Below are 20,826 nucleotides of genomic sequence, written 5' to 3'. Positions count from 1 at the left end.
ACAATAATCGATCTATATTCACGCATGGTAGTTGGCTGGTCAATGAGCAGTTCAATAAATAAACAATTGGTTATGGACTCTTTATTAATGGCCGTTAACAAGCGTAAACCTGCCAAAAATCTACTATTACATAGTGATCAAGGTTCACAATATACTTCGCAAGGTTATCAATATCTCTTATCCATAAAAAACATAGATGAGTCATAAAGGTTGTTGTTACGACAATTCTGTTGTGGAAAGCTTCTTCAGTTCTCTAAAAAGGGAGTTACCAATAGACACCTCTCGGCACTCTAAACAGCATATCAAAACTGCTATATTTGAATATATAGAAATTTTTTATAACAAACAACGTCACTATTAACTATTGCATTCCAGAACAATTTGATGCATCATTCTCTTTGTGAAAAACATTCCAAACTTTCTCTCCACTTTTTCTGGGTAAGGTCATCATAGCATTAGTTAGATGCATTAGAATTGATCATGATGATGTACATATAATGTTTAGGTTTCAAGAACTTGCTCTGGAAATGCAAAAAAAAATGTTCAACATTATGTCGCGAGTCAAACTTAGGGTATTTGGCGTCTCATGTTTAATTTTTCGCACTACGTGCATCGCATGTCTTTAAAAATTTCTGGGTTTTTACCTATATAAGCCGAAACGCGCTTATAAAGCGTTACAAGACATCAAAAAATGCCAATACTCGACAGAGATAGTAAAAGACTAGCTAACTCGGGGATTCTTTGTCTTTTTTTCTGCTTAGTAAATTTCTTAAACATTTGCAGCGTAGGTTAGTTGCAATTAAAAGCAGCTGAATTTCGCTTGTCAAGCGTTTAAAACATAAAAAACGCCAATATTTTAAAGCGGATAATAACCCCAGGGCTTCTTTTGCCTTTTTTTTTATTTGGTAAATTTCTTAATGTTTATGGCTAAACGACAATCGTCATCCCGCTACGTGTTAGCGGGATCTATGCTTTGAGATACTGCGAATGAATCGCGGTATGATGGTTAAGTAAGGGATCTATGCTAAGAGATGCCAAAGACCTTCATGAAACTTTGCCCATTTGGCTTCTCTAAAGATTTCGTTTACAGAATCTAGTAACTCAGCTATGCAGAATAAAAAAAGTTTGTATGGTATACAAATAGTGTGTTTTTTTTATAATTATTTTCTATAATACATAAACCTTTGGTCCAAGCTGTAAATGCCACCATAGGCATTAAAAGTTAATTAACAAACTGCAATGTATAATGAAATAAAGAAACTTGTAAGACTTTGATCTTACAGATTATAAACTTGTCATAAAGTTTAATAGTGTCTGTTACTGCTTTTAGGTGTGAGGCTAGAGGGTTATTAGCAGTAACAGACACTATTAAACTTATTATAGAATTTACTTAAAGTAAATACTTAATTTAAAATATTATAATATTTTTACTTACAATAGATTTATGTAAATGCTTTTTTCCTCAATTAGTATTGTACTATTATACTTGTTGAATGCTAAAAAATTATTAACCATCACTAATCTCTATTTGCATAGTAAGTTTATATATACTATTATACAGTATATCACTTAGTTTTATAGCAAACAAACAAAAGATATGGTGAAGTTATTTGCACTATTGATAATATTTTACTCAAATATACCTGTTGCCTCTGCTCCTACTTCCTGGCAATTTGGATTTCCTGCTCCTGCAACTGAAGTAATGGAGGCTGTAGTTAGGTCACATTCGTTTGTGATGCTTGTGATGGTTACAATAATGCTTTTTGTGTGGGCGCTGCTTGCTTATATAGCGTTTCGCTTTCGTAAAAGCAAAGTAACAAACATAAGTAAAACTACCCATAGTGTTCCTTTAGAAATTATTTGGTTTGTTATACCAACTATCATTGTTGGAATATTAGCCTTTGAAAACGCTAAATTACTGAAGCTACAGGAAGAAATACCGAAAGCTGATATAACACTGAAAGTTATTGGCCATCAATGGTATTGGAGTTACCAATATCCAGAATATCAAGGTGTGTCATTTGATAGTTATATTAAGGGAAAAGAAGACTTTATCGAAGGAGATTTAAAGCTATTCTCTGTTGATAACAACATCGTTTTACCCATTAATACTAATGTTCGTTTACAAGTTACAGCAGGAGATGTGATACACAGCTGGGGAGTACCGGCTTTTGGTGTAAAAATTGATGCGATACCAGGTAGGCTGAATGAGGCGTGGTTTAATATCAAAAAGTCTGGTGTTTATTACGGGCAGTGCTATGAATTGTGTGGTCAAGGCCATGGATTTATGCCAATTGTTGTTGAAGCAGTAAGCAAAGAAGATTTTAATAAGTGGATTGAAAATAGAAAATTAGTGAGTTAAATTTGGAGTATAGATATGAGTGACGTACCAAGGGGCATAAAGCGTTGGTTGTTTTCCACTAATCATAAAGACATAGGGACACTGTACATTATTTTTTCCATATTAGCTGGAATTATTGGTGGATTATTATCGGTGATTATTCGCACTCAGCTAATGCACATTAATATACTTAACAATAACTATCAATTATATAACGTAATGGTTACAGGGCATGCGTTGATAATGGTGTTTTTTATGATAATGCCAGCCCTCATGGGAGGATTTGGTAACTGGTTTGTACCTCTCATGATTGGCGCACCAGATATGGCATTTCCTCGTATGAATAATTTAAGTTTTTGGTTATTAGTGTCATCTTTTATTTTGCTCATTCTCTCAGTGTTTATTGGTGAAGGTCCAGGTACAGGTTGGACTTTATATCCACCTTTATCACAGGTAATGTCCCATCCAAGTGCAGGAGTTGACATTGCTATACTTGCACTTCATGTTGCTGGTATGTCGTCAATTGTTGGGGCGATCAACTTTATAGTTACTATATTTAACATGCGTGCGAAAGGCATGTCGTTGACTAAGATGCCACTATTTGTTTGGTCTGTCTTGCTAACAGCATTTATGTTGATTGTTGCCTTACCGGTGCTTGCCGGTGCTATAACTATGCTTCTTACTGATCGCAATATTGGTACTTCCTTTTTTGATCCTGCAGGTGGTGGTGACCCTGTGTTATTTCAACATTTATTTTGGTTTTTTGGTCATCCAGAAGTTTACGTAATTATTTTTCCTGCATTTGGCATCATAAGTCAGGTTGTATCAACTTTTTCTCACAGACCTGTATTTGGTTACATAGGGATGGTTTATGCAATGATAGGTATAGCAGTATTTGGCTTTATGGTTTGGGCTCATCATATGTTCACTGTTGGGCTTAGTGCTGACGCTGCTGCATTTTTTAGCACTACCACAATTTTTATCGGTGTTATAACTGGTGTAAAAGTCTTTAGCTGGATTGCAACTATGTGGGGTGGAGCAATTGAGTTTAAGACCCCTATGCTATTTGCACTAGGTTTTATTTTTATGTTTGTTGGCGGTGGCATAACGGGAATAATTCTTTCTCATGGTGGAATAGATAAGCTCCTGCACGACACCTATTATGTTGTTGCTCACTTCCATTATGTCATGTCACTTGCTGCATTATTTGGAGCTTTTGCTGGCTTTTATTATTGGATTGGTAAAATGTCGGGTAAACAATATAATGAGCGCTTAGGTCAAATCCACTTTTGGCTTACTTTTATTAGCACCAATATCACTTTTTTACCTCAACATTTCTTAGGATTAGCTGGTATGCCAAGGCGTATACCTGATTATCCTGATGCGTTTATCCCTTGGAATTATATATCCTCAATTGGTTCGTATATGTCCTTTGTTTCAGTTATGTTTTTTGTGTTTATAGTTATACATCTCTTTAAATGGGGCAAGAAAGCTGGAGATAATCCTTGGGAAGGTGACACCTTGGAATGGACGGTATCTTCACCACCGCCTTTTCATACTTTCGAAAAGCCACCAGTGGTAAAATAGAATGTACACAAGTGTTTTGCTAAATGTTGAATCAACAATACTGGATTTTTGGCGTTTGCTGAAGCCAAGGATAATGTATCTTGTGGTATTTACTGCAGTTGCTGGTATGGTTACTGCACCAGGTAGTATGCACCCTTTTCTAGCACTAATATCTCTTATATGTGTTGCTCTTGGCTCAGGATCTGCAGGTGCTATAAATATGTGGTATGACAAAGACATAGATCTGCTCATGGAAAGGACAAAAAACCGCCCTATACCCTCAGGTAGAGTTTCTGCAGAAAGCGCGCTTGAACTTGGTATAACTCTTGGAATATTGTCAGTATTTATCATGGCAATAGCAGTAAACTATATTTCTGCTGCTTTGCTTGCAGTTAGCATATTATTTTACGTTTTCGTATATACAATTTGGCTAAAAAGGCGCACTCCGCAGAATATCGTTATCGGTGGTGCAGCAGGTGCTTTTCCTCCAATGATTGGCTGGGCAGCTGTGACTAATTCTGTCAGTTGGGAAAGTTTCATTTTATTTTTAGTAATTTTTATGTGGACTCCACCACACTTTTGGGCCCTATCTTTAAATAAGTCTGAAGACTATGCAAGAGCATCGATTCCTATGTTCAATATTGTTTATGGTCCGGAAAAAACAAGAAAATATATATTAATTTATAGTGTTTTGCTGGTGCTAACTAGCTTGCTTCCAGCTCTATTCTTGAAAAAGGCTTTACTTTATCTAAGCATGGCAATTTTTGCAGGTTGCATCTTTATTTGGTACGCTATATCAATTCTCAGATTCAAGAACCACAGCTCACAGAAAAAAATGTTTTCTTATTCAATTTCTTATCTATTTTCCCTATTCGCCAGTATTATTTTTTGTTCTATTGATTTATTTTAGTTATGAAAGAACGGCAGAAGCATAAAAACTATTTTTTACTTTTCCTTTTGGTAATGCTCGTTGTCACACTTTTTTTTGTTTCTATAATAAAATTTAAAGGTGCAGCTTAAACTACCTTTAGAAATTGTGCTTTCATAAAAGCAACTATATACTTTATTAATTCATTACAGTTAAAGATGAGCAAAAAGGAAGTGACAATATATACGGATGGGGCGTGTTCTGGTAATCCTGGAGCGGGAGGATGGGCAGCTATCATATTATTTCAAGATTATAGAAAAGACATTTATGGTAGAGAAGAAAATACCACAAACAATAAAATGGAGTTAACAGCGGTGATCAATGGGCTGAAAGTATTGAAATTTTCTTGTAATATTAATTTATATACGGATAGTCTTTATGTTAAACATGGCATAACAGAGTGGATAAATAAGTGGAAAATGAATGGCTGGAAAACAAGTAATAAAAAATCAGTAAAAAATATGGAATTGTGGAAAGAGTTAGACAACGTTGCTTCACAACACGAAATTGATTGGAAGTGGGTTAAAGCACACAGTGGCGATAAGTATAATGAGGAGGCTGATAGTTTAGCAAGAAAAGCAATAATCAATGCTTAAAAAAATCACTATATCACTTTCCATAGTTCTATTGTTCGTATTCTGCTTATTTGTCTTTTTTAAGGGTGAGAGTCCTTTAGAAATCAATATTAATTATATTAATTTTTATGTTAAACATAAAATATCAAAAACATTTGTTGGCTCAAGCGTTAATATGGAGAATACCTCAGTTGTTTGGCAGAAAGATGGCAAAGATGCGTATTTAGTCATTACAGATTTGGCAATAGCAAACCCTAATTTTACTATAAAAGTTCCTGAGCTTTTTGTACATTTTAAGTTAAGTTCCTTATTTAAAGCTAGCACAAATCTCTCTCAGGTTTCGGCTGATAATGTGCATGTATGTATCAATCAGAAAGAAGCTGACTTTAAAGCAGTAAATTTTAATCTGCAAAACTCAGTAAAAACAATAAGGGAATTTTTTTTTGACTTAAATGCGGATTCAAAAATTGAATTTACTAACATCGCTATTAATAAAGGCACGGAAGATGAATTTTTTATTGATAAATTGTATATAGGGAAGGGGGAAGATTTTAATGTTTTAGATATTCATGTGAATACAAAAGATGGAAAGGGATTGTTGGATGATTTATCAATTACGATAAAAAATCGCAACAATTTGTTAAATGTGTACGGGACATTTTATGATCTAAAATTGGGACTATTGAGCAAGTTTTCTACATTAGTTAAAAGCTACAATTTGGACAAAAATATAGGATTCAAAGGAAGCTTCTCAGTGAAAATTAATAAAAAGGATGAAATTGTAGATGGAAATATATACGTATTGAATACAGAAAATTATTTGAACAAAAATTTGGCCTTAACTAATGTAAATATAAATTTAACATATAGTGATGGAATTATTAGTGTAAAAAACTTTCATTTTAAGTTAAATGGCACGTATCTCTCTTTAATAGGCAAAATGAACTTTGGTACAAGTCATGCTTTGCTTAGAATTAATATTAGTAAGTTTGCTGCAAAGGATTTATGTACTTATATACCAGATAGTGTAGTAAATAGTAAATTTAAAAGCTGGTATTGTGATAATATTGATGGGGATGTTTTAAATACCATTGTAAGTTTCAATGGCAAATTGGTTGATGGCGATCTGTCAGACATTGTAATTGTTGCTGATATAGAAAACGGTAGCGTAAAGTTTGATGAAGATTTTGAGCAAGTAAAGGAATTAAAGGGTGATTTGATCATCAAGAATAACGATCTTGAAATTACTGTAAATAGCGCTAAGTTTCAGAATTTCACTATTAATGGTGGTGATATTGAAATGAAATCTCTCGATAAGGAAAATTCAGTTCTAACCATTAATGGCCAAGCTGTAAGTGATGCTTATGGTTTATATGAGCCTATAAAATTTAAGCTGGATGATGTGGTGAAGGTTGAAAGGGATAAAGTAAGTGGAATGGCAAAATCCGTATTTAATTTTCGCATTTTTAATCTAAATGCTGATGACAAAAAAGTAGATTTTTCGGCCAATTTTCATTCCGAAATTGACAATTTGGCCGTCTATAATGCAAGTCTTGGTAAATATGATATTAAGCTTAGTTTTGGCAGTGACTTTATAGATTTAAATGGTAGTGGTATGGTGAATAACACACAGCTATTATTTGACCTGAAAAGTAGCAATAGGAATGAAAGTTTTGCCTGGAATTTGACCGGAGATTTACCTGCCCAAATATTTAATTTTGATAGTGGCTATGTCAATACAAATATAGAATCGGTAATAAATCAAGATAAGACGGGGCATGTTAATGGTAATATGGATTTATCAGAGCTTGAATCACGTTCAAGTTATTTAGGATGGAAAAATCGTTTTGAAGATCACAATAAAATTTTGTTTTCTACAAGGTTAAAAGGAGTAGGTGAATTGTTAATAGACAAATTAGATGTTGTAGGAAATGACCTAGATATAAAATTCAGCGGAAGAGTAGAAAATGGAAATTTATATTTAAATTCTAGTAGCTTTAAATTGCCTGATAATGATTTTAGTATAGAAATTGAATCAGGTAAGGAGAGAAATGTTATAACTGTTCATGGTGAGGAAATTAACTTAAGTGATATTTTAGGCTTGCTTGGTAAAAACAGTAATGGGTTAAACAAAGATATAGAGATTAGTATGAATGTTGACAATGTAATCATGAAAGAAGGCATCGTTATCAAAAATGCTAAGCTGAATGTAACCTGTACTAAAGGTAATTGCAATGGAAGTCAATTTACAGGACAGTTTCTAGAAGATAGCAGCAACATACTAGCGGAATACAGTGGAATAGGGCTCGAAATATATGCGGATAATGCAGGTATACTTTCGCGTTCTTTAGGCATTAGTAAATCAATTAAAAACGGCAAATTGTCTTTTTATATCTCTCCTCAGAGAGAAAGTGGAGAACATTATGGTACGTTATCCATTAGCAATTTCTACATCAAAGATGCTCCACTACTTACTACTTTATTGTCGATGTCTTCATTGCCTGGTATCGTAAATGCCATAAAGAACGAAGGTGTATACTTTTATAAATGTAATGCACCTTTCTCATACAAAGATGGCACTATTGAAATTGAAGAATCTTGGCTTGAAGGGGCGGAGTTAGGTATTAGCACTGGTGGTAAGCTCGATATTAAAGATTATAAATTCCAGGTTGCAGGACAAGTAATACCAGCATATTCAATTAATAAATCTTTGTTAAAAATTCCTATAATTGGAAAACTTCTTACTGGTGGGAAAAGTAGGGGAATCGTTTCAATAGACTATAAAGCAAGTGGTGATGACAAAAACAATAACGTATCTGTTGATCTTATCTCTTCGCTAACTCCAAACCTATTAAAGAGGTTATTGGGAGTGTTTGATCGCATTATGACAAAAACTAACGAAAGTGGCTTAAAAGGTGGCGTGAAAAAGAAATTTGGTTCGATATGACCAAAAGAGAAGTTGTTTAACAAAATTGTGGACAAAAATGCAAGAATTTCAGAATGATCTACCTGGTTTTTTATTTAGTTGTTTAAGTAATACCACTCCCTTTAACCTCTCTATATTTGCTGAACAACTAAAAAGGGTAGGGGGGGTGGTTGTAAATTGTATCTGTTCAGCAGAGTGGCAAAATAAGGTAGACGAGAAAAGACAACTATAGGAACAAATGGGTGTCATGCCAGTGCGTGACACTGGTTTCCATCCAAAAGGGTGTCATTCCAGTGTCAGCTACTTTCATGACATCGTTTACTATGTGCCATATTGTAATGTTCGTACAGTTGTGGAATGAATCGCGGTATGACGTGTTGCTTGGGTCAGCTATAGTATAAATATACTAGGGGTGTATCCGTTCAGCAGAGTGGTTTAAGAAACAATAGATAGGAGATTTTGGAAAGGGTTTAGCCCCTTTTGTTTCCATGTTAAGTATAATGAAATTATCCGTTCGAGGAATGTGTTTCCTTGCTGTGATTGTGTAAAATATGAGTTTTTACGGTAAACGACATAGTGTCGTATCTGTTGTTCAGCGTGATTATTTGTCAATGGAATATTTTCTGAGTCATCTAAAAAATTCCACATCATTCTTTCAGATTTCAAAATATTTTTCGCAACTCGAGAAGCTCCAATTGCTTCAGGTAAACGGCTTCAAGTAACATCGTGTACGCTTTCGCAATTTTCTTGCGCGTCTGGCAAATCTTAAAACATCTATTTCACTTTTTAGTAAAGCTTTTTTCAGTGCAAATAATTCAGTGGCTACGTTTCTTAAGTAACAGCCCAGAACTTTGACTTTAATATTCCAACTATGCGCTAACCTTTCAAAATCTCTTGATAAATGTGCCCAGCAGATTTGCCTGTTTTTATCGGCAAAGTAGTTGTATGCTGCGTACCTGTCGGTTACTACTAAGCTATTGCGATTGCAGAATTTACTACTTTGTAAAACTTTCATTCCTCTTGACTCTGTAAATTTTACAAAACTTGCCGTATTGCTTGCAAACATCCAACACCAAGCGAGTTTACCTTTGTTATAATGGCTCGTTTCATCAATATGTAGAACTTTACTCCTACTTATCTCTTGTTCGATCTGCTCATACATTTTTTTGCATTTTGAAGCAACTCTATGTTCACTATTTGATATGCTACCGACGCTTATGTTCAAATTGAAGATATCATTTACGACACTCGCTATTTCGCGTTTTGAATTTTTGTAAAACCCGCTGAACGCCGCAATTATTGACTTAACCCTTGGTCCAAATGTATCTGACGTAACACCTTCTGGTAACTTACTACTTCTTCTTTTCCCGCATCTCCGGCAACGGCCATGCTCTAATTGATATTCTACTACATAAGGCTTGATTTCCGGAAGATCAACTTTTTGATGAATGTAAGGTTTCCCACATATTGCAATCTCTCCTCCGCATTCGCAAGTAGATGACAACTTTACTTTTATCACCTCATCTGCATCCATTTTGGCGCGAAAACTTCCTTTATGACCAACCTGACCACCGACGTTTCTGTCGCTCTTTGGCTTGCCCTTTTTTATTTTGTACAACTCTCTAGAGCTTGGTAGAGATGAATTTCTTGAGTTTAAACCAAGCCTCTCCTTTAATTCAGCGTTCTCTATCTTTAAAGCCTTGTTCTCTGCTTTTAAACTTTCATTCTCTCTTTCCAGCCTTTCTATTTTTGCTTCTAACTTTTCTATTTTTTGCTGTAAATTTTTGCAAAGTTCTAAAAGGTTTACCACATTACCTCACTTTTGCTCTATGATTATCTTTTTAGATCACCTTGTCTACCTTATTCTGCCACTCCGCTGAACGGATACGTATGAACATTGTCTACCAGATCCCAGTGTCAGCTACTTGGATGACAAGAAAGGGAGCACTGGAATGACATTATCTGTTGTGCAATTTGCTAAATAAGTCAGCGCAGCAGCAACAAATGCTAAAACGCCCATTCCAAGTGGTGTAGCTGCAAAAGCTGCTAGCTTGCAAGTTGAAGGCCTCCAAAGCGGTGTTGAAAGTATTGCTAATCCACCTATAACGTATATAGCAGTAAATGCAACAAATACAGTGTTTGCTTTGTGGAGCTGGCCACAATGATTTTTGAAAGTTAGCATAAACGACTTCATTTAATAAAATATTAATATGCTTAAATTGTGTATAAAAGAACTGTCATAGTCAAGCTTTTTCGTAAGCTACCTGCCGCTTGAGCCAAAGCCCCCTGCATTGCGACCGGTTTCTTCTGCGCAGAATTCTTCTCTGTCATCCCAAATTACCTGAGATACAGGAGAAATAAGGATTTGTGCGATTCTATCTCCTCTTTTTATTTCGTATGGCTGATTACTTAGATTAATTAGACAAATTTTAACTTCACCTCGATAATCAGAGTCTATAGTACCCGGAGAATTTAAGACAGTGATTCCATGTTTTGCAGCAAGACCAGAACGTGGGCGGATTTGCCCCTCAAAACCGTTTGGTATTGCAATCACAATTCCAGTTGGAACAAGTAATCTTTCAAGTGGATTTAAAACAGCAGAATCATTCAATGCAGCATAAAGATCCATGCCAGCACTCTGCGTAGTTGCATAACATGGAAGAGACAAGTCTTCTCCGTGTGATAATCTTTTTATTTCTACTTTAATTTTACTTCTTTGCACTCCAATTTACCATCTATGAAGACTCAATTATAGCATGTAAATTGTATCTGCAAAAGTGATAAATGTAAATGATGTCATTCCAGCGCGTGACGCTAGGCCATAAAATTCCTTGACAAGTTCAGTGCTCCTTTTTTTGTCATCCCAGTGCCTCTATGATGTCATTCCAGTCTGGAATCTAGTCCTTATTATGCAGCCACTTGGTTGAAATTAAGTCTTCTGGATCCCAGTGTCTGGGCACTGGGATGACATCATAAGGGCGCTGGGATGACACCCTGACAACCGTCATCCCGCTACTTGTTAGCGGGATCTAGAGATACCGCGAATGAATCGCGGTATGACGTAGATTGCTGTCATTCCAGTGTCAGCTACTTGAATGACACCCTCTTGGTATTCGTGTAGTTGTAAGCAGTATAGCTATAAATCACTCACAATCGATATGCTTGAATTATTCTCAGTAAATAAATCAAGCATAATGTTAGGTATTCTACCATCAACTATGTGAACAACTCCAGCACATTCCTCCGCCATTTTAACGTATGCCATAAGCCTTTCAATAAATTTTTCCCCTTTAATTTTCCCACAATCAATCGATGCATTTAAATTTTTAACAGATATCTTCCTGCCACCAATTTTATCTATTTCTTCATCTGTGTCACTCAAGATTATCATTTTAGATGCAGAAACTGCAATTGCAATTGCGCTTGCAGTGCTATCGGCATCAATATGATATGTTTCCCCATCTTTTCCATGACCAATTGGTGCAATAACTGGTATAAAATCTGATTCTTCAATAAAAAATAATATATCAGGATTGATTTCAGTTGGTCTACCGATGAACCCCATGTCTAATATCTTTTCGATATTATTTGATCTATCTTCTCTAAGCGTAGCGGTTATTTTTTCGGCTTTAATTAAGTGACCATCTTTTCCACATAATCCAATAGCTGAACCACCAGCAGAATTTATATGCTGAACAATTTTTTTATTAACTGAGCCACACAGTGCAATTTCAATGATTTTCATAGTGTCTTTGTCTGTAAGTCTGATACCATTCACAAACTTACTGTCCATACCCAGCATTTTTAACACCGAGTTAATTTCATATTCTCCGTCATGAATTATTACCGGATTTATACCAAGCTGCTTCAACAAGACAACATTATGCACAAAAGTATTAAATAGTGTTTCATCTAAGATTATTGTACCACCGCATTTAATGACAAAAGTCTCGCCTACAAAGCTAGGTATGTTAGATAGCACTTCAAGTAATATTTCTGCTTTTTGTTCAAATGATACCTCACCCTTTAAAAATTCACTACTCTTCATTTTTTTATCTTGTAAACTTGAAAAACTCATCTCTTACCTTGGTTATTTTATGCTTAACACGGATGCTCATTTGATGAATTGACACATTCTCATTATTAATCCATTTTTGAATATCTTCTATAACAGCACCTAAGCTTTTTTGACTTACTTTATCTATTTTTGTTAGCACAATGTTAAAGTTAATGTTATTATATATTAACCAATAAATGAAGTCTTTGTCTATTTCTTTTAATCCTACCTTGCTATCTATCAACACAAACACTCTTCTTAGATTTCTTCTTTGAATTAGATAATACTCAATTAAGTTTAAATATTGTATAATTTCCTCCTTACCTGCATGAGAATAACCATACCCTGGCAGGTCAACAAGCCTGAACTTATCATTGTACATAGAGTAAAAATTTATTTGTCTAGTGCATCCAGGTTTAGAGGAAACTCTGGCAGCTTTTTTGCTGTTTATCAGTAAGTTAATCAGACTGGATTTTCCTACATTTGATCTACCAGCAAACGCAATCTCTGGAGCCGATTCATCTGGTAATGTTTTTATGTCCGAAGCTCCAAATATGAAATTGCAGTTTGATGTTATCTGTTTTGCCATTATATTCAACTAGAAGGTAGTAGGTATATTATAGTGTTATTGCTTGATATAAGAAATTTTTTATTTCAGTATATATTACTTAGCTAGATCTGTGCTATATGGATATGGAAAATAATTTACAAGACTTAAAGAAAAAATTTAATGATATAGAGAGGAATTTGGAAAATCCTACCAATTTAAGTCAAAAAGAATTCATTACCCTTTCAAAGGAATACTCTGAGCTCAGGCCAATAATCAAGATAATTGATGAATATAACACGCTGAAAGAGGAAATTTCAGACTTAGAAGAAATAATGAAAGATGAAAACAGCGAAGGTGATATAAAAGAGTTAGCAAAAGAAGAATTTTTCGAAAAGCAGAAGGTATTATTACCAAAAATAAAAGCAAAATTAAAGTTAGCATTACTGCCCAAAGATGAAGATGACTCAAGAAATGCAATATTAGAAATTAGAGCAGGTACAGGCGGAGAAGAAGCAGCATTATTTGCAGCAATGTTATTTCGTATGTATCAAAAATATGCAGAAAGAAGAAATTGGAAGTTCGAGCCAATAAGCATTTCTAATACAGGTATAGGTGGCTATAAGGAAGCTTCTGCACTCATTAATGGAACAGAAGTTTTTGCAAGGTTGAAATTTGAATCAGGGGTGCACAGAGTACAGAGAGTGCCAGAAACTGAATCCTCAGGAAGGTTGCATACCTCTGCCGCTACTGTTGCGATATTACCTGAAGTAGAAGAAGTTGACTTTAAAATAGAAGAAAAAGACTTACGAATAGATGTTTATAGATCCAGTGGTCCTGGAGGGCAATCAGTGAATACAACTGACAGCGCAGTAAGGGTCACCCACTTGCCAACAGGGATAGTTGTGATACAGCAAGATGAAAAATCGCAGCACAAAAATAAAGCTAAAGCGCTCAAAGTATTGAGGGCAAGGCTATACGAAATTGAAAGACAAAAAAAAGAAATGGAAAGGTCAACAATGAGGAAAAGTCAGATTGGCTCTGGGGATCGTTCCGAGCGCATAAGAACATATAATTTTCCACAATCAAGAATAACAGACCACAGAATTAATCTAACTTCACATCGGCTAGAGCAGATTATAAAAGAAGGTGAACTAGATGAATTTATTGAGGCACTAATCTCACGTAATGAAGCAGAAAGATTGGCCGGGGAAAGTTAGCAGCCTACAATGGAATATCTTTATTAATTACATAGGATCTTTTAAACGCAATAGATAGACAGTAAAAATAAGTTCTAGTACTACCGCGGATAGAACAAGAACAGCTACACTAATTGTTTGACCATTGTAAACGTAGCTTGTTAAGCCGATAAAAATAGTCATGATAAAAGCTCTAATGAATGAAACTGCAGAAGAAGCTGTGCCTTTAATTTCGGGGAAAACATTTATTGATGCATTAAAAATCACTGGCTGGCAAATTGCACAACCGATAGAAAAAATAATCATAGACAGTGTTACTAAGTAGAAAGAGTGGGGTACAATTATACTGAATATTACAAGCAATAGAGACCCAATAGCACCCACGCTCGTACCAGAAATTACACACTTTATTGCTCCAAGTTTCTGCAAGATTTTGCCAGCAAATAGACTGATGAGTGAGAAGCACCCAACTATTGCACCTTGATGTAGTGCATAAATAGTGCTAGATAAACCAAAAGTCTTCATATACAGAAAAGGTCCACAAGTGATGAATGACATATAAGCAGCAGAAAAGAGGCTTGACATCAAAGACAACGTAACAAACCTCGGATTAGATAGTAGTTTTCTGTAATCTTTCATCGTTTTTTTCAAACTGAAAATATCGCGGTCCTTTTTTGTTTCTGGTAACGCTAAAAGCAGCAAAACCCAAGAGATCAAACAAAGTATTGCAACAGTTGCATAATTACCACGCCATCCTACAATTTCATTGATGAAACTGCCTAACACTGGCGCAATTGCCATGACAACTGTAAGAACAGAATTCATGATTCCAATAAATTTCACCGCTTCGTCACCTTTATAGCTGTCTGCAACGATTGCAAACACAACTACAGATGTGCTGACACCAATGCCCTGAACAAAGCGAGAGATTAAAAGCCAAAAAATCGACGGTGCAAAAACACAACCAACAGCGCCGATTAATAACAAAGTGTTACCTATGATCATAATTCTCCTTCTGCCGTAGCATTCAGACAATGGACCGAAAAACAACCCTCCTATGCAAAAGCCTAAAAAATTATAAGCAATAGTTAATTGAATTGTTCCTTCTGATACGTTAAAATAGCGCACCATATCAGGAAAACTAGGTACGGAAATGTCAATCTCAATGAACTTGGCAATTAGAGACAGGATTAACAGAAATGGTAGTAACATTTGAGATTTTCAATTAATGAATAAAAATATCACATTTAAAGCGTTGAAAGAAGAACATTTTTTACTGTTATTAAAATGGTTAGAAACACCTCACGTAAAGAGGTGGTGGGATGCGGATATAAATTGGACACCAGAGTTAATTGAGAAAAAATATAGCAATTATATCAAAGCGTTTGAAACTTAAGATACAAATTATTGAAAAACCAATGCATGCATTCATTATTAATTGTGATGGAGTTGATATTGGTTATATTCAATACTATAACAAACATGATTTTCCACCTGAGCAGGGCTACGATACTTCTGAGCTTCCAGAAAGCTGTGCTGCCATAGACTGGTATATCGGAGAGCTGGATTATGTGGGCAAAGGCATTGGTCCACAAGCTTTGAATATATTTTTAAACGAATTTGTCTTTAAAGTTTCTGAAAATGCTTTTGTTGACCCAGATACAGCAAATGTTCGTGCAATCCGTGTTTATGAAAAAGTTGGCTTTAAAAAAATTAGGGAAAGCAATGGTACGATTTTAATGATTAAGGCAAGAATTCCTGAGAACCATGCAAGATGAGCGTTTTTTCAACAGTTCGTCTAAATTACTACAAGCAGTTTAATTTTTAGTAAATATGTCATTATTTAAAAATATGCAAGAAGCTTTATAGAAACTTAACATAATTTTATCATAAAAATGTCATTCTTAAGTCCTATGTAAAAACAAATTTTGGCACTAATTTAATTAACTATGAGCTGGATAAATTGGAAAATAAATTTTGTTTACTTTTACAATACCTTAAGATCTAATATTACTTTATCAGTCAAAAGTATCACAATAGGCTAGTATGTTCTTTACTCTTTTCCTAAAAATATTACCTATTTATATTACGATATTTATTGGTTATTTAGCAGGAAAATGTCTTAAAATTGATAGAAACACTATATCTCAAATACTCTTTTATATAGCTAATCCAATAGTGATTTTATATGGAGTTTCTCATACAGAAGTTAATTTAAAAGTAATTTCTCTGCCGATTTTGATATGGTTTATAGGTAGCACTATGTCCTTATCAGTGTATTATCTTTCTTCTTTTTTATTTAAGGATAACACGAGAAACATATTAGCATTTAGCTCGGGTAGCACAAGTATGGGTTATTTTGGCCTGCCGATTGCCATGGCTTTATTTGATGAAGATTCAGTATCTGTATATGTTGTTTGTTATATAGGAATGGCGCTATTTGAAAACAGCTTAGGATTTTACATAGCTGCAAATGGTATTTATACCGCAAAAGAATGCATATTAAAGTTGTTCAAACTTCCTTCGCTTTATGCGATGGTTCTGGGCTTCTTTTTAAGTATATACGATATACAAATACCTACTTTTTTAACAGATGTTATGATGAACATTAGAAGTACATTTGTCACATTAGGAATGGTGCTACTTGGAGTGAGCATTGCGAATATTGCAAGCTTTAAAGTAGATTGGAAGCTTGCTTTGATCACTATTACAGCAAAGTACGTATTCTGGCCACTGTTTGTTTTAGGAATTGTCCTTTTAGACAAGCATGTTATAGGTATATACGATGAGAGCATATATAAAGCACTGATGTTGCTGGCTATTATTCCAGTTTCTGGGTCCAGTATAATACTTGCTAATATTTTGAATTATCAACCAGATAAAGCTACTCTGTTGCTTCTAATCAGTACTGCAGTGGGACTGTTTTATGTTCCACTAATAATATCATTATTTTTTACTAAACTTGTTCCTTTTTGATCAAAAAATTAAGCGCTTGCACAACCATTATTTGGGTAACAACACAAGACATTGATAAAACTTGAATTTATAGCTAAAGCAACTTCTACAATTTGGTAACCCGTCATCCCGCTACTAGTTAGCGCCGCGGCGGTAAATTGACCTTACCCAGAAAAAGTAGAGAGAAAGTTAAGACGTTTTTGGAGTAAAATAAAACGTTTTTTCAAAATATGACAAATAGAAGAGAATATACAGCAGAATTCAAATTAGAAGCTGTTAAGCTGGTTAAAGAAACAGGTCAAGCAAGTACAAAAATAGCAAAAGATCTAGGTATAGATGGTAGTATGTTAAGTAAGAAAATATGATGGAAAAATGTCTGGAGCATACGCATTTCCAGGCAAAGGCTCCTTATGACAAAGAAAGATTTGATCTAAAAAAAGAGCTAATAAGAGAAAGAGACATCTTAAAAAAAGCCCTGGGCAAAGAAAAAGAGTAAAGTATTCTTTTATATAGAAATTGCTATAAAACACAGGAACTATGTAGGGTTTTGTACTGGTGGTATGGGTTGCTAAGGAAAAAAGCAGTAAAGAATTAGCAAAAGAAGGGCTTCTAGCAGATATTCAAAAAATACATCAAGCTTCTAAATGCAGATATGGAGCCCCTAAAATTCACGCTGAATTAAAAGCTTTAGGCAAAAATTAAAACAGTACAAAGTGTTATGCAAGAAAATGGCATTAAAACCAAGCTTAGACGAAGGTTCAAAAATAAAAAACAGCAAATAAGCAACCGAGTTGTGGCTCCGAACACATTGGATCAAAATTTTACTACTGATCAGCCAAATAAAGTTTGGGATTACCTACATCAAAACTAAAGAAGGTTGTTGGCGGCAATAATTGACCTATATTCACGCATGGTGGTTAATGAGTAACATGATAATTAGTTATAGATTCTTTATTGATGGCCGTTGATAAACGCAAACCCGATAAAAATCTGCTGTTACATAGCGATCAAGGGTCACAGTATACCTCTCAAAATTACCAATTTCTATTGAATACAAAAAACATCATTTCCAGCATGAGCCATAAGGGCTGTTGTTACGATAACTCTGTTGCAGAAAAGTTCACTTAAAAGGGAGCTGCTTATTGATACTTCTCGCTCAACAAACCAGAACTGCCATATTTGAATACATAGAAATCTTTTGTAACAAATAACGTAGACATTCTACTATTAACTATTGCATTCCTGCACAATTTATTCTCATGATAAAAACGTCTTAACTTTCTCTCTACTTTTTCTGGGTAAGGTCAATTTGGGTCTGCACCATTTTTGAGTAATAGTTTTACTTCTTGTGCATTACCATCTTCTACAGCTAGGAATAATTGTTCTTCCTGTGTTTTTACGCGTGTTTCCACATTAGATATAAAAAATAACAATACTAAACATGCAATACCAATAATGCTAATATATTTTATAACTTTTCTCATAAGATATTTTACAATGCTTCTAATAATATTAGATATCATCTATAAAATTAAAAAATCCATGAAAGGGGATAAAAATATGTAAAAAAGTATTATTGATTAATTAAAAACAGATTTTGATTTGATAATACTAATAAAATCGATTTATCTTAAATTTACGTTGATTTTTACCTGTTATTTTTTGTAGTTTATCCAACGTAAATTCCAGGTAAAACAAAGTCGTTATCTCCAACCGTTACAACCAACTCTCCTTCTTTAATTTTTATTTGATTAGGTGTATGGTCCCATACCATCACACTCTGGGATCATACACCTAAAGTACTCCGACACTGGGATGACACCCCGGGGTTTCTGGAATGACAAAAAAGAGCCCCCTGAGCAAAAATCTTATAGCCACTTGAATGATAATTGACTTTTTGCCTAAAATAACTAAGAAAGAAACTTCTCATCAAGATAACTTAAATATATACTAATTCTCTTATTTTTAAACGATTTCTCATCATGAATTGCACGATCAAAAACCTGAATTTGACTTGTTATAATGCTACAATTATTATTTGCAACTTCTAATACGCCACTATCAATTACAACCTTCTTTTCTGTTTGGTTACTCATTTTAACAGTAATCATACCAGGCAATAAATAAATTAAGTAAGGAGCATGGTGAGCTAAAATCATAAGCTCCCCTTCGAGCCCAGTTACTGAAAGAGAAACCACTCCACTGAATGAAATTTGATCATCAGGAGAGAAAAATTGCACTTTAAAAGTATTCATAATCTTTAACTTTTATTTAGCTTCAGCTTGTATTAATTCAGCCTTTTTTATTGCTTCATCTATATTCCCCACCATATAAAAAGCAGCCTCTGGTAAGTGATCATATTTGCCTTCAACAATCCCTTTAAAACTGGAAACAGTATCAGAAAGTGAAACAAATTTACCAGGCATGCCAGTAAATATTTCTGCAACGTGAAAAGGTTGAGAAAGAAATTTCTGAATCTTACGAGCCCTATCAACAATAATTTTATCTTCATCAGATAGCTCATCCATACCAAGTATTGCGATAATATCTTGCAGTGATTTATAAGTTTGCAATATACGTTTCACCTCAGAAGCTACATTATAATGTTCTTCACCAATGATTTCAGCAGATAAAGACTGAGAAGTTGAATCAAGTGGATCAACAGCAGGGTATATTCCCATTTCAGCTATTTGCCTTGACAACACTGTGGTTGCATCAAGGTGAGAGAATGTAGTTGCTGGGGCTGGATCAGTCAAATCGTCCGCAGGAACATATATAGCTTGCACAGAAGTAATAGAGCCAGAAGTTGTTGAAGCTATTCTTTCTTGCATTGCACCCATATCAGTTGCAAGGGTTGGCTGATAACCAACAGCTGACGGTATTCTTCCAAGTAAAGCAGAAATTTCAGAACCAGCTTGTGTAAATCTAAAGATATTATCCACAAAAAATAGAACATCTTGGTTTTCACGGTCACGAAAATACTCTGCCATAGTAAGTGCTGTTAAAGCAACTCTAGCCCTTGCTCCAGGAGGCTCATTCATCTGACCATAAACCAAAACAGCTTGAGATTTTTCATGCTCATTTATATTTATTACATTTGAAGTGATCATCTCGTGATAAAGATCGTTACCTTCACGCGTTCTCTCCCCTACCCCGGCAAACACAGAAAATCCTTTATGAGCTTTTGCTATATTATTAATTAATTCCATTATTAGGACTGTTTTACCAACACCGGCTCCACCAAATAAGCCAATTTTTCCTCCTTTAAGATAAGGTGCAAGAAGATCTATAACTTTTATTCCCGTAACTAAAACTTCTTCCTGTATTCTCTGTTCAGTAAAACTTGGAGGTGCTCTGTGTATAGGCTCTAAGTTATACTTTCCCTTCAGTGGACCACACTCATCTATAAGCTCTCCAACAACATTAAAAATCCTTCCTAAAGTTGAACGCCCAATTGGCACCGATATTGGTGCACCTGTATCAACAAATTCATCCCCCCTTGACATGCCATCTGTGCTATCCATAGCAATACAACGAACTATATTGTCACCTATATGCTGCGAAACTTCTAAAACCAGCTCCTTATCCTTATATTTTAGTTTGCTTTTTAAAGCATTAAATATTTTAGGCAATTCACCTTCAAATTTTATATCAACAACTGCTTGAGTTACCTTAATCGCTCTACCTATATTCATCTCTTTATTTTTATCACCTAACACTATAATTCCATAA

At 34.7% G+C, this 20,826-nt stretch carries 17 protein-coding genes and 4 pseudogenes; 12 read left to right on the top strand and 9 right to left on the bottom strand.

All coding sequences use genetic code 11. From position 1 onward, the window contains the following. The 8 genes and pseudogenes from INQ25_RS06990 to INQ25_RS06655 form a co-directional block, all read left to right on the top strand. Positions 1 to 404 (top strand): annotated as a pseudogene (locus INQ25_RS06990) (transposase); the annotation flags it as partial. Between the two features lie 1,193 nt (positions 405 to 1,597). After that, positions 1,598 to 2,362, top strand: a complete 765-nt coding sequence (gene coxB, locus INQ25_RS04320; RefSeq protein ID WP_213863132.1) for a cytochrome c oxidase subunit II — start codon at positions 1,598 to 1,600, stop codon at positions 2,360 to 2,362. 15 nt (positions 2,363 to 2,377) lie between these two features. After that, a complete protein-coding gene (gene ctaD / locus INQ25_RS04315) occupies positions 2,378 to 3,928 on the top strand; it encodes a cytochrome c oxidase subunit I (protein WP_174515961.1) in 1,551 nt (516 codons plus the stop codon). 1 nt (position 3,929) lies between these two features. Continuing rightward, entirely contained in the window at positions 3,930 to 4,817 is an 888-nt protein-coding gene (locus INQ25_RS04310) for a heme o synthase (protein WP_213863131.1), read from the top strand. 176 nt (positions 4,818 to 4,993) lie between these two features. Next, the gene (gene rnhA, locus INQ25_RS04305) at positions 4,994 to 5,431 is read left to right on the top strand and encodes a ribonuclease HI (RefSeq protein WP_213863130.1); all 438 of its coding nucleotides are present in this window, start codon (positions 4,994 to 4,996) and stop codon (positions 5,429 to 5,431) included. Then, positions 5,424 to 8,357, top strand: a complete 2,934-nt coding sequence (locus INQ25_RS04300) for a YhdP family protein (protein WP_213863129.1) — start codon at positions 5,424 to 5,426, stop codon at positions 8,355 to 8,357. The genes rnhA and INQ25_RS04300 overlap by 8 nt, the downstream gene beginning before the upstream one ends. Positions 8,358 to 8,394: 37 nt before the next feature. Next, a complete protein-coding gene (locus tag INQ25_RS04295) occupies positions 8,395 to 8,568 on the top strand; it encodes a hypothetical protein (RefSeq protein WP_213863128.1) in 174 nt (57 codons plus the stop codon). Positions 8,569 to 8,574: 6 nt separating this feature from the next. Then, the gene (locus tag INQ25_RS06655) at positions 8,575 to 8,697 is read left to right on the top strand and encodes a hypothetical protein (protein WP_255703183.1); all 123 of its coding nucleotides are present in this window, start codon (positions 8,575 to 8,577) and stop codon (positions 8,695 to 8,697) included. A 74-nt stretch (positions 8,698 to 8,771) separates the two neighbouring features. On the opposite strand, the pseudogene tnpC reads toward INQ25_RS06655, so the two are convergent. The 5 genes and pseudogenes from tnpC to yihA form a co-directional block, all read right to left on the bottom strand. Then, positions 8,772 to 10,146, bottom strand: a pseudogene (tnpC, locus tag INQ25_RS04290) (IS66 family transposase). Positions 10,147 to 10,257: 111 nt separating this feature from the next. After that, on the bottom strand, positions 10,258 to 10,518 hold the full coding sequence (locus INQ25_RS04285; protein WP_246484087.1) for a hypothetical protein: 261 nt from the start codon (positions 10,516 to 10,518) through the stop codon (positions 10,258 to 10,260). 78 nt (positions 10,519 to 10,596) lie between these two features. Continuing rightward, positions 10,597 to 11,058: a dUTP diphosphatase gene (gene dut, locus INQ25_RS04280; RefSeq protein WP_006279458.1), complete on the bottom strand. Its 462-nt coding sequence runs from the start codon at positions 11,056 to 11,058 to the stop codon at positions 10,597 to 10,599. Positions 11,059 to 11,472: 414 nt separating this feature from the next. After that, the gene (gene argB, locus INQ25_RS04275) at positions 11,473 to 12,384 is read right to left on the bottom strand and encodes an acetylglutamate kinase (protein ID WP_213863145.1); all 912 of its coding nucleotides are present in this window, start codon (positions 12,382 to 12,384) and stop codon (positions 11,473 to 11,475) included. A gap of 4 nt (positions 12,385 to 12,388) precedes the next feature. Beyond that, positions 12,389 to 12,982 carry a ribosome biogenesis GTP-binding protein YihA/YsxC gene (yihA, locus tag INQ25_RS04270; protein ID WP_015588868.1) on the bottom strand — a complete coding sequence of 198 codons (594 nt, stop codon included), beginning with the start codon at positions 12,980 to 12,982 and terminating at the stop codon, positions 12,389 to 12,391. A gap of 98 nt (positions 12,983 to 13,080) precedes the next feature. Between yihA and prfA the strand changes: the two genes are divergently transcribed. Next, positions 13,081 to 14,160 carry a peptide chain release factor 1 gene (gene prfA / locus INQ25_RS04265; protein ID WP_015588867.1) on the top strand — a complete coding sequence of 360 codons (1,080 nt, stop codon included), beginning with the start codon at positions 13,081 to 13,083 and terminating at the stop codon, positions 14,158 to 14,160. Between the two features lie 27 nt (positions 14,161 to 14,187). Here prfA and INQ25_RS04260 read toward each other — a convergent pair whose 3' ends face one another. Next, positions 14,188 to 15,351 carry a multidrug effflux MFS transporter gene (locus INQ25_RS04260; protein ID WP_213863127.1) on the bottom strand — a complete coding sequence of 388 codons (1,164 nt, stop codon included), beginning with the start codon at positions 15,349 to 15,351 and terminating at the stop codon, positions 14,188 to 14,190. Between the two features lie 16 nt (positions 15,352 to 15,367). Here INQ25_RS04260 and INQ25_RS04255 point away from each other — a divergent pair. The 3 genes and pseudogenes from INQ25_RS04255 to INQ25_RS06985 all read left to right on the top strand — a co-directional run bounded on the left by INQ25_RS04255 (position 15,368) and on the right by INQ25_RS06985 (position 18,305). After that, positions 15,368 to 15,917, top strand: a pseudogene (locus tag INQ25_RS04255) (GNAT family N-acetyltransferase). Between the two features lie 268 nt (positions 15,918 to 16,185). Next, a complete protein-coding gene (locus INQ25_RS04250; protein ID WP_213863126.1) occupies positions 16,186 to 17,115 on the top strand; it encodes an AEC family transporter in 930 nt (309 codons plus the stop codon). Between the two features lie 209 nt (positions 17,116 to 17,324). Further along, positions 17,325 to 18,305 (top strand): annotated as a pseudogene (locus INQ25_RS06985) (IS3 family transposase). 93 nt (positions 18,306 to 18,398) lie between these two features. On the opposite strand, the gene INQ25_RS04230 reads toward INQ25_RS06985, so the two are convergent. The 3 genes from INQ25_RS04230 to atpD all read right to left on the bottom strand — a co-directional run bounded on the left by INQ25_RS04230 (position 18,399) and on the right by atpD (position 20,789). Beyond that, positions 18,399 to 18,578 (bottom strand): ankyrin repeat domain-containing protein, encoded by a 180-nt coding sequence (locus INQ25_RS04230; RefSeq protein WP_223823054.1) that lies wholly within the window; start codon positions 18,576 to 18,578, stop codon positions 18,399 to 18,401. A gap of 426 nt (positions 18,579 to 19,004) precedes the next feature. Then, on the bottom strand, positions 19,005 to 19,349 hold the full coding sequence (locus INQ25_RS04225; protein ID WP_006279902.1) for a F0F1 ATP synthase subunit epsilon: 345 nt from the start codon (positions 19,347 to 19,349) through the stop codon (positions 19,005 to 19,007). 12 nt (positions 19,350 to 19,361) lie between these two features. Continuing rightward, positions 19,362 to 20,789 (bottom strand): F0F1 ATP synthase subunit beta, encoded by a 1,428-nt coding sequence (gene atpD / locus INQ25_RS04220; RefSeq protein ID WP_010962432.1) that lies wholly within the window; start codon positions 20,787 to 20,789, stop codon positions 19,362 to 19,364. Between the last annotated feature and the right edge of the window lie 37 nt (positions 20,790 to 20,826).

The sequence above is a fragment of the Wolbachia endosymbiont of Rhagoletis cerasi genome (genome assembly GCF_018454475.1).
Taxonomy (GTDB): domain Bacteria; phylum Pseudomonadota; class Alphaproteobacteria; order Rickettsiales; family Anaplasmataceae; genus Wolbachia; species Wolbachia pipientis.
This window is presented reverse-complemented; position numbering and strand designations above follow the sequence as displayed.

Coding starts and splice junctions, on each gene's coding strand:
- coxB (WP_213863132.1), top strand. CDS start 1,598: ATGGTGAAGTTATTTGCACTATTGATAATATTTTACTCAAATATACCT.
- ctaD (WP_174515961.1), top strand. CDS start 2,378: ATGAGTGACGTACCAAGGGGCATAAAGCGTTGGTTGTTTTCCACTAAT.
- INQ25_RS04310 (WP_213863131.1), top strand. CDS start 3,930: ATGTACACAAGTGTTTTGCTAAATGTTGAATCAACAATACTGGATTTT.
- rnhA (WP_213863130.1), top strand. CDS start 4,994: ATGAGCAAAAAGGAAGTGACAATATATACGGATGGGGCGTGTTCTGGT.
- INQ25_RS04300 (WP_213863129.1), top strand. CDS start 5,424: ATGCTTAAAAAAATCACTATATCACTTTCCATAGTTCTATTGTTCGTA.
- INQ25_RS04295 (WP_213863128.1), top strand. CDS start 8,395: ATGCAAGAATTTCAGAATGATCTACCTGGTTTTTTATTTAGTTGTTTA.
- INQ25_RS06655 (WP_255703183.1), top strand. CDS start 8,575: ATGGGTGTCATGCCAGTGCGTGACACTGGTTTCCATCCAAAAGGGTGT.
- INQ25_RS04285 (WP_246484087.1), bottom strand. CDS start 10,518: ATGCTAACTTTCAAAAATCATTGTGGCCAGCTCCACAAAGCAAACACT.
- argB (WP_213863145.1), bottom strand. CDS start 12,384: ATGAAGAGTAGTGAATTTTTAAAGGGTGAGGTATCATTTGAACAAAAA.
- yihA (WP_015588868.1), bottom strand. CDS start 12,982: ATGGCAAAACAGATAACATCAAACTGCAATTTCATATTTGGAGCTTCG.
- prfA (WP_015588867.1), top strand. CDS start 13,081: ATGGATATGGAAAATAATTTACAAGACTTAAAGAAAAAATTTAATGAT.
- INQ25_RS04260 (WP_213863127.1), bottom strand. CDS start 15,351: ATGTTACTACCATTTCTGTTAATCCTGTCTCTAATTGCCAAGTTCATT.
- INQ25_RS04250 (WP_213863126.1), top strand. CDS start 16,186: ATGTTCTTTACTCTTTTCCTAAAAATATTACCTATTTATATTACGATA.
- INQ25_RS04230 (WP_223823054.1), bottom strand. CDS start 18,578: ATGAGAAAAGTTATAAAATATATTAGCATTATTGGTATTGCATGTTTA.
- INQ25_RS04225 (WP_006279902.1), bottom strand. CDS start 19,349: ATGAATACTTTTAAAGTGCAATTTTTCTCTCCTGATGATCAAATTTCA.
- atpD (WP_010962432.1), bottom strand. CDS start 20,789: ATGAATATAGGTAGAGCGATTAAGGTAACTCAAGCAGTTGTTGATATA.